Source organism: Pseudomonas sp. GW456-L12, from assembly GCF_059424045.1.
The window spans coordinates 227,728-243,173 of sequence record NZ_JBWKZA010000007.1 but is presented as its reverse complement, the minus strand read 5'-3'; the positions used below and the strand labels follow the sequence as shown (position 1 = coordinate 243,173).

15 protein-coding genes are annotated in these 15,446 nt (G+C 60.6%); all 15 read right to left on the bottom strand.

Going from position 1 to position 15,446, the window contains the following annotated elements; translation table 11 throughout:
- Positions 1 to 4: 4 nt before the first annotated feature.
- A complete protein-coding gene (gene fliG, locus AC07Y9_RS12020) occupies positions 5 to 1,024 on the bottom strand; it encodes a flagellar motor switch protein FliG (RefSeq protein ID WP_007922630.1) in 1,020 nt (339 codons plus the stop codon).
- Positions 1,017 to 2,804 carry a flagellar basal-body MS-ring/collar protein FliF gene (gene fliF / locus AC07Y9_RS12015; protein ID WP_007922632.1) on the bottom strand — a complete coding sequence of 596 codons (1,788 nt, stop codon included), beginning with the start codon at positions 2,802 to 2,804 and terminating at the stop codon, positions 1,017 to 1,019. Before fliF ends, fliG begins: the two co-directional genes overlap by 8 nt.
- 15 nt (positions 2,805 to 2,819) lie before the next feature.
- Positions 2,820 to 3,146 carry a flagellar hook-basal body complex protein FliE gene (gene fliE, locus AC07Y9_RS12010; protein ID WP_102678472.1) on the bottom strand — a complete coding sequence of 109 codons (327 nt, stop codon included), beginning with the start codon at positions 3,144 to 3,146 and terminating at the stop codon, positions 2,820 to 2,822.
- A gap of 129 nt (positions 3,147 to 3,275) precedes the next feature.
- The gene (fleR, locus tag AC07Y9_RS12005) at positions 3,276 to 4,685 is read right to left on the bottom strand and encodes a sigma-54-dependent response regulator transcription factor FleR (protein ID WP_102678473.1); all 1,410 of its coding nucleotides are present in this window, start codon (positions 4,683 to 4,685) and stop codon (positions 3,276 to 3,278) included.
- Positions 4,686 to 4,690: 5 nt separating this feature from the next.
- Positions 4,691 to 5,902 (bottom strand): sensor histidine kinase, encoded by a 1,212-nt coding sequence (locus AC07Y9_RS12000; protein WP_101337168.1) that lies wholly within the window; start codon positions 5,900 to 5,902, stop codon positions 4,691 to 4,693.
- A gap of 110 nt (positions 5,903 to 6,012) precedes the next feature.
- Positions 6,013 to 7,488 (bottom strand): sigma-54 dependent transcriptional regulator, encoded by a 1,476-nt coding sequence (locus tag AC07Y9_RS11995; protein ID WP_007922638.1) that lies wholly within the window; start codon positions 7,486 to 7,488, stop codon positions 6,013 to 6,015.
- A gap of 173 nt (positions 7,489 to 7,661) precedes the next feature.
- Positions 7,662 to 7,958 (bottom strand): flagellar protein FliT, encoded by a 297-nt coding sequence (fliT, locus tag AC07Y9_RS11990; RefSeq protein ID WP_007922640.1) that lies wholly within the window; start codon positions 7,956 to 7,958, stop codon positions 7,662 to 7,664.
- 10 nt (positions 7,959 to 7,968) lie between these two features.
- Entirely contained in the window at positions 7,969 to 8,364 is a 396-nt protein-coding gene (gene fliS, locus AC07Y9_RS11985; protein ID WP_087088886.1) for a flagellar export chaperone FliS, read from the bottom strand.
- Positions 8,365 to 8,492: 128 nt separating this feature from the next.
- Positions 8,493 to 9,911 carry a flagellar filament capping protein FliD gene (fliD, locus tag AC07Y9_RS11980; protein WP_087088888.1) on the bottom strand — a complete coding sequence of 473 codons (1,419 nt, stop codon included), beginning with the start codon at positions 9,909 to 9,911 and terminating at the stop codon, positions 8,493 to 8,495.
- Between the two features lie 82 nt (positions 9,912 to 9,993).
- Positions 9,994 to 10,359, bottom strand: coding sequence for a flagellar protein FlaG (locus AC07Y9_RS11975; protein ID WP_087089319.1), 366 nt, complete (start codon positions 10,357 to 10,359; stop codon positions 9,994 to 9,996).
- Between the two features lie 73 nt (positions 10,360 to 10,432).
- A complete protein-coding gene (locus AC07Y9_RS11970; RefSeq protein ID WP_102678474.1) occupies positions 10,433 to 11,284 on the bottom strand; it encodes a flagellin domain-containing protein in 852 nt (283 codons plus the stop codon).
- Positions 11,285 to 11,534: 250 nt separating this feature from the next.
- The gene (locus tag AC07Y9_RS11965) at positions 11,535 to 11,804 is read right to left on the bottom strand and encodes a hypothetical protein (protein ID WP_087088892.1); all 270 of its coding nucleotides are present in this window, start codon (positions 11,802 to 11,804) and stop codon (positions 11,535 to 11,537) included.
- Entirely contained in the window at positions 11,801 to 13,093 is a 1,293-nt protein-coding gene (locus AC07Y9_RS11960) for a motility associated factor glycosyltransferase family protein (protein ID WP_102678475.1), read from the bottom strand. Before AC07Y9_RS11960 ends, AC07Y9_RS11965 begins: the two co-directional genes overlap by 4 nt.
- Before the next feature lie 81 nt (positions 13,094 to 13,174).
- Positions 13,175 to 14,101: a ketoacyl-ACP synthase III gene (locus tag AC07Y9_RS11955; RefSeq protein WP_009042726.1), complete on the bottom strand. Its 927-nt coding sequence runs from the start codon at positions 14,099 to 14,101 to the stop codon at positions 13,175 to 13,177.
- Positions 14,102 to 14,324: 223 nt separating this feature from the next.
- The gene (pseI, locus tag AC07Y9_RS11950) at positions 14,325 to 15,377 is read right to left on the bottom strand and encodes a pseudaminic acid synthase (protein WP_102678476.1); all 1,053 of its coding nucleotides are present in this window, start codon (positions 15,375 to 15,377) and stop codon (positions 14,325 to 14,327) included.
- Positions 15,378 to 15,446: the final 69 nt, after the last annotated feature.

Genomic DNA, 15,446 nt, shown 5'->3' with positions numbered 1-15,446 from the left:
GACCTTAGATCATTTCTTCGCCGCCCTTCCCGCCGAGAACGATTTCTCCGGCTTCGGCCATACGGCGGGCAATGGTGAGGATTTCCTTCTGCGCGGTTTCCACATCGCTGACGCGCACCGGGCCCTTGGCCTCGAGGTCGTCGCGCAGCAGTTCGGCAGCCCGCTTGGACATGTTCTTGAAGATCTTTTCCTTGACGCCTTCGTCCGACCCCTTGAGGGCCAGGACCAGCACGTCGGAAGACACTTCGCGCAGCAATGCCTGGATGCCGCGGTCGTCGACATCGGCAAGGTTGTTGAACACGAACATGAGGTCTTCGATCTGGCCGGACAGGTCTTCGTCGACTTCGCGGATCGAGTCCATCAACTGGCCTTCGATCGAGCTGTCGAGGAAGTTCATGATGTCGGCAGCGCGCTTGATACCACCCAGGGTGGTACGCGAGGCGTTGGAGTTACCAGCGAACTGCTTCTCGAGAATCTGGTTGAGTTCTTTCAGGGCGGCCGGCTGCACGGTATTGAGCGAGGAAACCCGCAGGATGATGTCCAGGCGCGCCTTGTGGTCGAAGTTGCCAAGCACTTCGCCCGCCTGGTCCGGATCGAGGTACGCCACCACGATCGCCTGGATCTGCGGGTGCTCGTAACGGATCACGTCCGCCACGGCGCGCGGTTCCATCCACTTCAGGCTGTCCAGGCCGCTGGTGTTGCCGCCCAGCAGGATGCGGTCGATCAGGCCGTTGGCCTTGTCCTCGCCCAGGGCCTGGGTGAGCATCTTGCGCACATAGTCGTCGGAGCCCACGCCCAGGCTGGTCTGGTCGCCGACGATGTCGACGAACTCGCTCATCACCTGCTCGACCTGCTCGCGATGCACGTTGCCCATCTGCGCCATGGCCACGCCCACTCGCTGGACCTCTTTGGGGCCCATGTGGCGCAGCACCTGCGCGGCGTCGGTGGAACCCAGGGACAGCAGCAGGATCGCAGCCTTGTCGACCCGGGTCAGTTTGGCGGTAGCGGCTCGGTTATCACTCATCTGCGTTAATCCACTCTTTCACGACCTGGGCCACTCGACCCGGGTCTTCTGCCACCAGACTCTTGATTGCGTTCAACTGTGCGTCATAGCCTTCGCTCGGGCTAGGCAGCAGGATGCTTTGCGGGCCGCCGAGGCTGACGCGATCGTTGGCCAGCTCGCCATCCAGGCCGCCCATGCCGCCGAGTTCGACATCGCTGCCCAGACCTGCCAGTTGCTTGCCCTTGCCGCCACCGGTGATGTTGTTGAGCACCGGACGCAACACGCCGAACACCAGGACCAGGATAAACAGCACACCCAGGACCTGCTTCACGATGTCCCAGAACCAGGGCTGCGAGTAGAACGGAATGTCGGCGATCACCTCGCCGCGATCGGCCGAGAACGGCACGTTGATCACGCTGACGCTGTCGCCACGGCTGGCGTCGAAGCCCACGGCGTCCTGCACCAGGCGGGTAAAGCGCGCCAATTCGTCGGCGCTCCACGGCGCACGACTGGTTTCGCCGTTGGCCGGATTGACCTTGACCTGATCGTCCACCACCACCGCCACCGACAGCCGGTTCAGACGCCCCTGCTGTTGCTTGGTGTGGCTGATGGAGCGATCCAGTTCGAAGTTCTTGGTGGATTGTTGACGCTTGTCGTTCGGGTACGGCGCCAGCATCGGCTGGCCGGTGGCCGGGTCCATGATCTGCTGGCCGTTGGCATCCAGCAGCGGCTGGCCTGGCTGCACCATGCCGGCGGCAGCGGTGGCGCCACCGGTGGTCTGCGGTGCGCTGGCCGGCGACGGCGGCTGGTTGCTCAGGGCGCCAGGAACGCCTTGCGGGCCCAGGCTGCTGGAGCGTTGTTCGTTGACCGACTGCTCGCTGCGCAAGGCCGGCTGGTCCGGGTTGAACTGTTCGGAGGTCGACTCGACAGCACTGAAGTCCACATCGGCGGACACTTCAGCCTTGTAGCGGTCGTTGCCAAGGATCGGCTGCAGGATGTTGTGCACACGCTGGGTCAGCATGCTTTCCATGCGGCGGCTGTAGTCGAATTGCTTGCCGGCCATGGTCAGTTCGGAGTTTTCCGCCTGGTCGGAGAGCAGGTTGCCCTTCTGGTCGACCACGGTGATCTGCGACTTGCTCAGCTCGGGAACGCTGGTCGCCACCAGATTGACGATGGCCACCACCTGGCCCGGCTCCAGCGAACGGCCGGAATACAGCTCGACCAGTACCGAAGCGCTGGGCTTGCGCTCGTCGCGCACGAACACCGAGCTTTTCGGAATCGCCAGGTGCACGCGTGCGCCCTTGACGTTGTTCAGGCTGGAGATGGTCCGCGCCAGCTCGCCTTCCAGGCCGCGACGGTAACGGGTCGCCTCCATGAATTGGCTGGTGCCCAGGCCCTGCTCTTTATCGAGAATCTCGAAACCGATATTGCCGTCGCCCGGGGCCACGCCGGCAGCGGCCAGCTTGAGGCGCGCGCGCGACAGGTCGTCGGCCTTGACCAGCAAGGCACCGGAGTTGGGCTCGACGGTGTAGGGAATGTCGGCGGAGGCCAGGGTGTCCATGACCTGCTTGGCGTCCATGCCGGCAAGGCTGCCGTACAACGGACGGTAATCGGGTTGCTGGGACCACAACACCACGGCAAAACCAATCGCCACGCTGGCAGCCAGACCGACCATGAGGCCAACCTGACGCAACATGGTCATCTCGGAGAGGTTTTCCAGAAAGGACAACCCGAACAGCGGCGGCTTGCCTTCTGTCGGAGTGGCCTTGGCCGGTACGTTATCGGCGACTGCTTCTGCCATGACTCAATCTCGTCCTTAAACCGGCATCTGCATGATGTCTTGGTACGCCTGAACCAGCTTGTTGCGCACCTGGGTCAACGCCTGGAAGGACACACTGGCCTTCTGCGAGGAAATCATCACGTCGGTCAGGTCGACACCGCTCTTGCCGATCTCGAAGGCACTGGCCAGCTGGCTGGACGCCTGCTGAGTGTCGTTGACCTTGTTCACCGCCTGCCCAAGCATGTCGGAAAAACTGCTGCCGCCCACCTGCGGCACCGCGGCCGATTTTGGCTGGGCCATGGCGTCCATTTGCATGGCCCGCATGTCCAACATCAACCGATTAAATTCAATACCTTGGCTCATGGTCTACTCTCTCCGACGACCCGCAATTTTTTGACACTCACGCAGCGGTTAGTGAGGTGTTAGCAACAAGGGTGCCAGCTCCGCGGCGACACCGAACAAAAGCCTGCATGGCTTCATGCCTTAAACGACTCATGTTGCAAACAGATACGCCTCGACGTCCATTCCGGCATCGCGCATTTGCGCCAGCTTGTAGCGCAAGGTTCGCGGGCTGATACCCAGGCGCTCGGCCGCCTCCTTGCGTCGGCCGCGCTCGGTGCGCAAGGTGTCGATGATCATCTGGAACTCCCGACGCCGCAGATCGTCGCCCAAGGCCCCCGCCGACTCGGCTGGCGGCACCTCGGCCTCCACCGGCGCACTGCGCACCGCCGCCACCGTGGCGGGTGCCATGGCAGGCAATGGCGCACAGGCCAGCGGTCCGCCCAGGCAGAAATCTTCCGGCTGGATCAGGCCGCCCTGCTGCAGGATCAGCGCGCGCTGGATGGCGTTGTCCAGTTCACGCACGTTGCCCGGCCATGGATAACCGAGCAGGCATGCCTGCGCTTCGGCCGACAGCCGCGCGGCAGCGTGTTTCATTTTATTGACGTGCTTGGCCAGCAGGCGCTCGGCCAGCGGCAGGATATCGGCGGTACGCTCGCGCAGCGGACGCCAGGCCAGCGGGAATACCGACAGCCGATAGTAAAGGTCTTCCCGGAACCGCCCCGCCGCCACTTCGCCGGCCAGGTCGCGGTTGGTGGTCGCCACCACCCGGATATCCAGGGCGATGGGCTTGCGCGCCCCAACCCGCTCGACTTCGCGTTCCTGCAGCACCCGCAATAGCTTGGCCTGCAGGGCCAGGGGCATTTCGGAAATCTCGTCCAGCAGCAGAGTGCCGCCATCGGCCTGTTCGAACTTGCCGGGCTGGGCGGCGATGGCGCCGGTAAAGGCGCCCTTCTCGTGACCGAACAGCGTGGCTTCGAGCATGTTGTCCGGAATCGCCGCGCAGTTGATGGCGATAAAGGGCTGGCTGGAGCGATGGGACTGCTGGTGGATGTAACGCGCCAGCACCTCTTTGCCGGTGCCGGACTCGCCCGAGATCAACACGGTGGAATCGCTGCGAGCGACCCGCGCCGCCAGTTCGAGCAATTGAGCGCTGGCCGGCTCGAATGCCACCGGTCCTTCGCCCTCGGCAGCCCCAAGGCAACCCAGGGCATGTCGCGCCACCAGATCCAGCAGGGCCTTGGGCTCGAAGGGCTTGACCAGGTAGTCGGCGGCGCCTTGACGCATGGCCTCGACCGCACGCTCGACCGCGCCATGGGCGGTCATCAGCAAGACCGGCAATTGCGGCTGGCGCGCGCGCAGCAGGCCCAACAACTGATGACCGTCCATGCCCGGCATGTTGACGTCGCTGACCACCAGGCTGAATGACTCGCCAGACGCCGCCTCCAGCGCTTCCTCCGCAGTGCCGACCGCCTTGTAGTCATGACCGGCCAACAGCAGCGTATCCGCCAGGGCTTCGCGCAGGGCGCGATCGTCTTCAACCAGTAGAACCTTGATTGCCATTACCTTCACTCCACTCCTTGAGCGCCGCAGAACAGTGGCAGAACCACCAGCGCGCATGTACCGCGCCCAGGACGCGAGCGCAGCAGCAATTCTCCCTGGTGGGCACGCGCCACCGCCTTGACGACTGTCAGCCCCAGGCCGGTTCCCGTGGTCTTGGTGGTGAAAAACGGTTCCCCCAAACGCGCCAGTACCGCAGCGTCGATACCGCTGCCGCTATCACTGACGCACAACCGCAAGCTGTTGCCACGGGTATAAAGATGGACTTTCAGGCGCACCTGGCCGGCACTGGCCTGGATCGCGTTCTCGATCAGGTTGAGCACCGCCCCCACCAGCGTGTCGCGGCTGCACAGCAACTCGCCCGCATGGCTGTCGCACTGCCAGCGCACGGGCACGTCCTGCACATGGGTCAGGGCCGCCGCCTGCAGCGACTGCAACAACGCCTTGGGCGTCACGCGATCGGTCAGCGGCAACTCGCCCCGGGCAAACACCAGCATGTCGCGGACCTGATGCTCCAGCTCATGCAACCGCTCCTTCAGCCGCCCGGCAAAGCGCTGCTGGGTGGCGACAGGCAGTGCCTGCTCGGTCAGGTGACTGGCATACAGCAGTGCGGCGGACAGTGGCGTACGGATCTGATGCGCCAGGGACGCCACCATGCGCCCCAGGGACGACAGGCGCTCATGGCGGGCCAGCTGATCTTGCAGGTGACGGGTTTCAGTCAGGTCGTTGAGCAGCACCAATTGGCCCGGTTCGGCATCCAGCGAACGGGTGGCGATCGACAGCCGCCGCCCATCCTTCAACGAAATCTCATGGCCGTCGTCTTCCCGTGGCGCGAAACAACGGGCGATGACATGCCGCCAGAGTTCGCCCTCGAGAGGCAGGCCCAGCAGGTCGCAGGCGGCAGGGTTGGCTTCGCGGACAATGCCCTGGGCGTCGATGACAATGACGCCGCCAGGCAACAGATCGAGGAGGTTTTGCAGACGGTTGGCCAGACGCTCTTTTTCCGCCAGCTCCTGCATGCGCTGGGCGCTGACCACGGCCAGTTCGCCCTTGAGCTCGGTCACCCGAGCCTCAAGCATGCTGTAGGAGTCGGTAAGCTGGCTCGACATCTGGTTGAACAAAGCGAACGCCTGCTCAAGGCCAAGCCGGCTTGCCTGCTCTACGGACGACGTTTGCCCCTGGCTTTCAGGAACAGGAGACATCTGGGCGGCTTGGGGCATCGTGCTCTCTCGCGTGGCTGACCGTCAGTTAAACGGAACGTTGAGAGAGACTTAGCAATACCCGTGCCGGAAAAAAACCGCCCGGTTTTCAACAGGTTAAAAAACAGGCGTCAATCATCCGCCTGTTCATCACCCTCGCGACGGCTCATGCCGTACTTGCGCATTTTTTCCACCAGCGTGGTGCGGCGGATACGCAGGCGCTCCGCAGCCCGCGCAACAATGCCATTGGCGTCGTCGAGCGCCTGCTGGATCAGGCCCTGCTCCAGACCACCGAGGTAGTCCTTCAGATCCAGGCCTTCCGGCGGCAGCATGGCGGTGGCGGCGAAGTCCGGTGTATGACCATTGATCGCCACCCGCTCTTCCAGATCACTGCGCAGGCTGTCCACCAACTGCTCGTCTTCGTCGTCGACATAGCGGAATTTCTTCGGTAATTCGACCACGCCGATCACACCGTAGGGATGCATGATCGCCATGCGCTCCACCAGGTTGGCCAACTCGCGGACGTTACCCGGCCAGCCATGGCGGCAGAGCGACATGATCGCCGCGGAGTTGAAGCGGATCGAACCGCGCTTCTCATGCTCCATGCGCGAGATCAGCTCGTTCATCAGTAGCGGAATGTCTTCCACCCGCTCACGCAGCGGCGCCATCTCGATCGGGAACACGTTCAGGCGGTAGTACAGGTCTTCGCGGAAACTGCCGACCTCGATCATGCTCTCGAGGTTCTTGTGAGTCGCGGCGATGATCCGCACGTCGACGCTCTGGGTCTTGTTGCTACCCACGCGCTCGAAGGTACGCTCCTGCAGCACGCGCAACAGCTTGACCTGCATCGGCAACGGCATATCGCCGATTTCGTCGAGGAACAGGGTGCCGCCGTTGGCCAGCTCGAAACGCCCGGCACGGCTGGTGATGGCCCCGGTGAAGGCGCCCTTCTCATGGCCAAACAGTTCGCTCTCCAGCAATTCGGCCGGAATCGCACCACAGTTGACGGGCACGAACGGCGCTTCGCGACGTTTGGAGTGATAGTGCAGGTTACGCGCCACCACTTCCTTGCCAGTCCCGGACTCGCCGAGGATCAGCACGCTGGCGTCGGTATCGGCCACTTGCTGCATCATCTGCCGGACATGCTGGATCGCCCGGCTGGTGCCGACCAGACTGCGAAAGAGGTTGGGTTCGCGATGGCGACCGCGCTCACGGGCCTGATCGTACATCTCACGATAGACCTGGGCGCGGTGCAGGGAATCGAGCAACTTGCTGTAGCTGGGTGGCATTTCCAGGGTGGAAAGCACTCGACGACGCTGGTCTTCCGGCAAGTCAATGGAAGAATTATCGCCCATTAACAAAACTGGAAGGAACTCATCCCAGGTTGAGAGTGTCTTTAACAGGCCCAAAAGTGCACCAGGAGCATTTACAGTCCCGATGAGGACACAGATTACTTCACGACTGGATGACAATGAGCCGACAGCCTGCTGCCAGTCATGGCTACCGCAGGGTAAATTTTCTTCGCCAAGAAAATTTAAAATCACCGCCAGGTCGCGGCGGCGGACGCTATCGTCATCAATCAGCAGAATTTTGGTTTCACGCCACATGCAATAGCAACTTCCCTAGTCAACTCAATGCCCGGAATCAGGGCAAGCTAGACGCTTGTAGGCATTTTGAGCCTGATAGACGTCTGAAATCTGAAAACAGCCACTAGTTAAGTCAAAAAAGCGTGCACAGTCAAATTTATGGCGCACTGGATTCGGATTAACTTAGGGGTTAATTAACCGAACAGATGGTAAACCTTTGCCGCGTTCTGTGCTTGATGGATCTGCGACATCTCGTCGACTATCGCCTGACGCTCCCCTGTCGTCACCTCAAGAAGCTGCCGATAAACCCCCAACAGCTCCTGCAAATTCTCGCGCAACGCGGCTTCATCTTCCGGAGCTTCACTCAAGATGTCTTCCATGCAGGAACGGCAGGCCAGATCCAACTGGCCGATCGCTTCCCAGTTACGCTCGGCCAGGGCGGCAACCAGTGCTTCACGAGTTTCTTCGATGCGCTGCAATACAAGACTCATGGTGATCTCCTTAGAACTGCGGACCCGGCGCAGCGATGGCGTCCCAGCCTTCCTTGACGGTGCGCAGCAGATCGGCGACCTCGTCGAGAATCTTTGGATCGGTCTTGATGTTCGCCTCGGCGAGGCGCGTCATCATGTAGGTGTACAAGCCATCCAGATCGCCCAGAGTGTCGGGTGAGTTTTCCAGATCGAGCCCTTCACGCAAGCCGCCGATAATGCCGATCGCCTTGCTGATGAACACACCCTTGTTGGGAATATCCTTGCGCTCCATCGCCCCCTTGGCCTGGGCGATACGATCCAGGCCGCCTTCCATCAGCATCTGCACCAGACGATGGGGGCTGGCCTCGGAAGTCTGCGCCTGGGCACCAATCTTCTGGTATTGCCGAAGGGCTAACATCGGATTCATGTTCTACCTCATCAAAACTCAAGGGTTCGTATAACCAGCGTATCGACCTGGCGTCAAAAAACTTTAGATCAAAAGCCAAAAGCCCGGAACGCTACAAACGTTGCCGGGCTTTTGGCGCCTGGTATCAATCAGCCTTTCTGTTGCGCAGTCAACGCCTCAAACATCGAGGTAATGTTGCTGGCGGTGGCTTTCAACTTGCCCACCAGGGTGTCCATGTCGTTGTACTTCTTGGTCAGTACTGCCGTCAGGGTTTCGATACGGCGGTCCAGGGCCTCCTGATCCAAGGTCAGCTTGGCCTTGGTCTTGTTCAGCTCAGTCGTACGCTGATCGAGAACACCGCCGGTCTGGGCAAAAGGCTTGATGGCATTGTCCATGCGCTCCAACAGGCCCTTTTCGCCGGTGAACAGGGCTTGCACCTCACCACCGAGTTTTTTGTCGTTCATCGCCGCGGTGAACTTGGTGGAGTCGAAGTCCAGGGCACCGGTCTTCTGGTTGGTGGTTATCCCCAACTGCGCCAGGACGGTCAGTTTGTCGCCAGATCCGACTTCCGACAGCGGCGCACGCATGGCCGCCAGGATCGAGCGCGGCAACGAGTCGCCGGTCAGCTGTGCCGGGATGGTCAGCTTGCCATCGTCATCCAGGGATGGCTTGGTCAGCGCGGTAACGCTGTTGGCTACTGCGTTGTAGGCATCGACGAACTTCTGGATCGACGCCTTCAAACCGTCGGTGTTGGCCGCGACGGTAATGGTCGAGGTACCCGGAGCGACCAGGTTGAAGGTCATCCCGGAAACCGCTTTATCCACCGCGTTGCTTTTGCTGGTCAGCGCCATGCCGTCGACGGTGAAGCTAGCATCCACTGCCAGGGCGCCAATGGAACCGGCAGAGGTCGCGGTCATCGGCGAACCAGAAGCACCAACGACAGTGCTGCCGTCAATTTCCAGACCGGCAATGCCACTGAGAGAAATATCGGAGCCTGCACCGGTAGTAGTCGAGCCCACAACCAGGCGCGAGCCAAAGGAGTCGGTCACGATGTTCGCGCTGATACCCGCGCCCTTGAGCGATGCGTCGGCGTTGATCGAGTCACGTACCGACTGCAAGGTAGCACCGGCTTTTATATCGAGATTGTAGTCAGTGCCATTTTGACTGATTTTCAGGGTACCAGTCGGAATAGCACTTGTAGTACCGCCAGCGAAGGCAGCACTGGTGACTTTCGAGGAAGTCGCGAGATTCTTGACATTGACAACATAGTTGCCATTGACTGCGGTATTGCCAGCGACCGCTGTTACATACTTGCTTTCGGAAGTAGTAGCGGCATAACCAGGGAATTGCGGGTTGGTCTTGCTGCTGAGCTCGGTAATGGTGGTCCGAAAGGTCGACAACAAAGACTTCAAGGTACCCATACCAGAGATGCTTGCGGTGTTGTTCGCGGTTCCCCGGTCGATCTGAGCTTGCTTGGGTGCTTTGTCAGCGTTCACCAAGGCTTTGACGATAGCACCGGTATCGAGGCCGGAGCCTAGACCGGTACCCGGTAGAATTGGACTTGCCATGGAGATCTCCCTTCAGTGTGTCGCCGGTCTTTTGACCATTACAACGCCCAAAAGAACATAACAACAAATTTCATGCCAGCTGTCAGACTTTAGCGCTGAACAACAGGCTGCTCGCATCATTCAAACTATTGGCCAACTTCAGGACTTCTTCGTTGGGGATCTGACGGATCACCTCACCGGAGTCACTGGCAATGACCTTGACGACGACCTTGCCGGAAGGCTCGTCAATTGAGAATTCCAGGTTACGCTTGACCGATTGCACAAACTTTTCAATTTCCTGGATGGCCATTTTCAGTTTGTCCTGCTCGGCTCGCGTGTCCTTACTCTCTTCCTTGACAGTCGACAGCGCCACAACGTCTGCTTGAGGCTTCTCCACAGGCTTGTCAGCAACAGGCGTTGCCGGCTTGGCTGTTGGATAAGACAAGTTCAGCTTCATGCTCATATCCATGTCCATCACCTCTTAAAGTAAAAAAGCGAGAGAGCACGACCAGCGCACTCCCCCGCCAAAGCTTAGTCAGCTATTACTGAAGCAGTTTCAGTACAGCGGATGGCAGTTGGTTGGCCTGGGCCAGAACTGCGGTGGAAGCTTGTTGCAGAGTTTGTTGCTTGGTCATCTGTGCAGTTTCAGCAGCGAAGTCGGTATCTTGTACGCGACCCAGTGCAGCACTGGCGTTTTCGTTGATGTTCTGCAGGTTGGAGATAGTGCTGGTCAGACGGTTTTGTGCAGCACCGAGGTCAGCACGGCTGGCGTTGATGGTCGACAGAGCCGCGGTGATTGCATCGATCGAAGCCTTGGAGCTGGCTTCAGCGGTGGCGCTGCTGTTACCGGTAATGGCGATGGCGCCGGAGTTGACAGCCAGGGTAGTAGCGTCGAAGCCGGTGGCCAGAGCGATGGTGATCTGGTTGGTAGCACCAGTGTTGGAACCGACCTGGAAGGTCATGGTGCCAGCGGAACCGTCGATCAGGTTCTTGCCGTTCAAGTTGGTCGACTGGGCGATACGAGTCAGCTCGTCCGACATCGAAGCGAATTCTTTGTTCAGTGCAACACGGTCAGCGGTGCCGTTCGAGTCGTTTCGTGCTTGAACAGCCAGTTCACGCATACGTTGCAGGATGTTGGTGGATTCCTGCAGAGCGCCTTCAGCGGTCTGAGCGATGGAGATACCGTCGTTGGCGTTTTTGATCGCCATGGTCTGACCGCGGATCTGCGAAGTCATACGGGTAGCGATTTGCAGGCCGGCGGCGTCGTCTTTTGCACTGTTGATTTTCAGGCCGGAAGACAGGCGAGTCATCGAAGTCGACAGAGCGTCGGAAGCGCGGTTCAGGTTCTTCTGAACGTTCAACGATGTGACGTTAGTGTTTACTGTTAAAGCCATGACGAATTCCTCGTTGGTTGGGTACTGCGGCTTCCGGCCCTGGCAACCGCCGGGTATGGCCTAGAGAACCTTCGTAATAGTTATCGTCGGCAATGCAAGTTGCTTTAGGGGATTTTCAAAAAAATTTGCCATCAGCGTGCCACCCCTCGTAAATCAAGGGCTCGGCGTTTTTAAACCGTGGAAAAATGGCGCCAGGAAAATGCCGGAGAAGACCCAGGCGCGGAGATCGCCCGGGCAGGCAGGGAATGCTTCAGCCAGCAGAGAGGGAACGCAGCACTTCAACGCATTCGTATTGCAGGTAGTCGGCCAGGGCCAGCCAGTTTTGCCCTTGCTGACATTCGAACATCAGGCCAAGCAAAGTCTCCCAATCCTGGCGCTGCGCTGGCGGCGCGGTATCGATCAGCGGCTGGATCGCCCCCATCAACTGGACCATGGTCACGGCCGTCTCGACATCGTGCCCCAGGCGAAAATCCTCGGCGCATTGCTGCAAGCGGGCGATCAGCCCCTCGATCGCGCTCATTGGCTGAACTCCGGATGGTAGGTCGTTCCGGCAATCATCGCCCCGTCCCGACTGCTGTTATAGAAGCGCACCCGCGGATGACCGGCGATAAAACGCTCCAGCTCGCACAGGTAACTGCGGAAATTGAGTTGGGTCCTGACCCGCTGGCCATGCCCGTCCAGCACCCAGTGCCGGGCCGCGCCCAACTGCGGCCCCAACTCACCGTCGAGCCAGCCGGCATGCGTCTTGTTCATCGGGAAGGCAAAGTCGGCACCGAACAAGGTGACCTGCTCGGCACCCATTTTTACCGCCAGGTCCACCGCGGGATGGATCACGCTGCCGCCGACATACAACTGCGCCTTGGGCAATTGCCCGCGCATCCGCGTGTAAATCGGGCTGGCGGAATACCCCACGTAACGCGGTCCCTGCCAGAGCGCCAGAATCTGCGGATCGACCATCGGCAGATAGACCAGGGTGATGGCTGCCGATTTTTCTGGTGGAAGGTGCAGGCTGGAAATCCGGTGATCGATGCTGACCACTATATCCGGTTCGATCCCCTGTTTGAGCAACGGCCGGTAGGCGGTATCGACACAGATAAACAGAGGCCGCCGGGCCTGGGCGCGAATCTCGCGCAAGCGTTCGAAATGCCGTTCCAAGCTCGGCCCGGTGGCAATCACAAAAATCTCGCGCCCCGGCTGGCTCCCGAACAGCTGCGCCACGTCACTGTCGCTGGCCACCAGCTCGGCACTCGCTTGCAGGCGCTGGGCGACCTCTGGGGAATCGGCCACGAAGTCGCGGTTATTGAAGGCCAGGTGCACCTCACTGACCAGGCGATCGCGGATCTTGGCGTTGTAGTCATCCGCCAGCACCAGCTCGGAAGGCAAGGCGAAGAACGGCAGCTGGATTTCCGTCAGATCGCCGGCATAACCCAGTTCGACTCGAGGATCGTTCAACCAGGCCTGCTGATCGAGCAATTGCAGCACCAGCGCAAACACCGCGCCGTTCAGGATGTGCACCTGCAAGCGTTGCAGCGCCGGGTTTTCCAGCAGTATCTGCTGCAAGTCGCCCAAGCCGGTACCGTACAGATGGATCACCGGGCTGTCGGCCGGCAGGCTCGCCGCCTGGATCCGAGCTTCCGCGGTGCGATCATGGCGGCTGGTGAGCTGAATGCCGGAAATACTCAAGGTCGAACCCAGGCCTTCGACCAGATCCGCCTGCAACCCGGCACTGTCTTCCGCCAGCAACCGCTCGAGCAGTCGCGGCCAGCGAGCCTGTATTGCCTGGGCATTGCCCTCGAAGCTTTCGCTCATGCTGTCTCGCCTATCTTCATGCAAAAAAAATAGCGCTCAGGGTACACCCTGGGCGCTATTTTTGGATGCCGCGGGATCAACTCATGGGCGATAGATAATCGCCGAGCCCCAGGACAGCCCTACGCCGAAGCCACTCAGGGCCACACGTTGCCACTTCGACTCGAGCACGTGCTTTTCCAGCAGCAGCGGAATGCTCGACGATACGGTGTTACCGGTCTCGACCATGTCCTTGATGAATTTCTCCGGCTCGCCTTCGAAACGGCGCGCCACGGCATCGACGATCGCCGCACTGCCCTGGTGGATACAGAACGCATCGATCTGCTCAGCCTTCAGGCCGGACTCATCCAGTAGCTCATTCAAATGCGCCGGGACTTTCAGCAGGGCAAAGTTGAACACCTGGCGGCCATTCATGAAAAACACGCCATCGGTGACTTTCAAGTGCGGAGCGCCGGAACCGTCGGTGCCGAACTTGGCCTTGCCCAACTGCCAGGGAGCGTCTTCGCCCATCCAGGTAGCGGTCGCCGCATCGCCGAACAGCATGGTGGTGTTGCGGTCTTGCGGATCGACGATCTTCGAGTAAGGGTCGGCGGTGACCAGCAGGCCGTTCTTCAGGCCCGCGGCTTCCATGAAGCCCTTGAGCGCGTAGATGCCATAGACATAACCGGAGCAGCCCAGGGAAATATCGAAGGCCGCGACGTGGGTCGGCAGGCCCAGCTTGTCCTGGACGATGGCGGCGGTGTGCGGCAGGCCTTCTTCGTCGCCGTTCTGGGTGACGACGATCAGCGCGTCGATCGACTCGCGCGACAATTGCGGGTTGTTGGCGAACAGCGCATTGACTGCTTCGACACACAGGTCCGAGGTTTCCTGCGTGGCGTCTTTACGCGGCAGGAAGGCCGAACCGATCTTGCCCAGGATGAACTCTTCATCCTTCTCGAATTTTGCACCTTGTGCGTAATTGTCTACGCCGGCTACAGGCACGTAGCTCGCAATGCTCTTTATGCCAATCATTACGGCTTCCCAATAATAAACAGCTGAATACCCCGACCACCGGACCGGGGCTGCCGACAAACAGACATCCTGGCGCCCCTGACAGGCGACAGCGGGAAGAATAAAAGGCTATCACTGCGCCGTTTACCGGCCAGGCGCCATCTCCCCGATCAATACAATACAGTGAAGATGCGCGTTATGACTCGCAGGTCACGCTATTTTGCCGAATCAGCCATACAAACGGCTATTCGACAAATGCCCAATCCAGTGCGGTCCCGCGCTTGAGGGCCTGGCGCGCGCAACGCCCGAGGACCGCGTCGATGTGCTTGGGAGCCAGCCCCAGGCCCGGACGAATGGCCCTGACGTTATCGCGGCTGAACACTTCCCCCGCCGCCATATCGCGGGTGACATAGAGGGAACGGCGGTACAACACCGACTGCCGCTCGGCCTCGGTCGCGCCGTAACGCACCTGGCCCAAGGCCTGCCAGGCACGTTCAGTTTCCACCACCAGGCTGTGCAGCTCCGCCGGTTCCAGGGAAAAACTCGCATCCACCCCGCCGGCGGCGCGGTCGAGGGTGAAGTGTTTCTCCACCACAGTGGCGCCCAGCGCCACGGCGGCCACGGAAACCCCGACGCCCATGGAGTGGTCGGACAAACCGACCTCGCAGCCGAACAGCTCGCGCAGATGGGGAATGGTCAGGATGTTGCTGTTTTCCGGCGAAGCCGGGTAGGTGCTGGTGCATTTGAGCAGCACCAGATCCTTGCAGCCGGCCTCCCGGGCGGCGCGCACGCTTTCGTCCAGCTCGGCGATGCTGGCCATGCCGGTGGAGATGATCAGCGGCTTGCCGGTGGCCGCCACCCGACGGATCAGCGGCAGGTCGGTGTTTTCGAAACTGGCGATCTTGTAGGCCGGCACATCGAGGCTTTCGAGGAAGTCCACCGCGCTCTCATCGAACGGAGTGGAGAACGCCAGCATCCCCAGCTCCCTGGCGCGGGCGAAGATCGGCGCGTGCCACTGCCAGGGGGTGTGGGCCTTTTCATACAGGGCATACAGCGAAGAGCCGGCCCAGAGACTGGCCGGATCCTTGATGAAGAACTCGCCATGCTCCAGGTCCAGGGTCATGGTGTCGGCGGTATAGGTCTGCAACTTCAAGGCATGGGCGCCGGCCTTGGCCGCGGCCTCGACGATCTGCAGGGCAACGTCCAGCGACTGGTTATGGTTGCCGCTCATCTCGGCAATGATGAGCGGCGGCGAGCCGGCGCCGATCGAGCGCGAGCCGATCTTGAAACTAGTCATTGGGGTTTTCCTTCGATTCACGCGTAAATTCATCAGTGCCCAGATCATCTCCGGCACGGCGCAATGGAT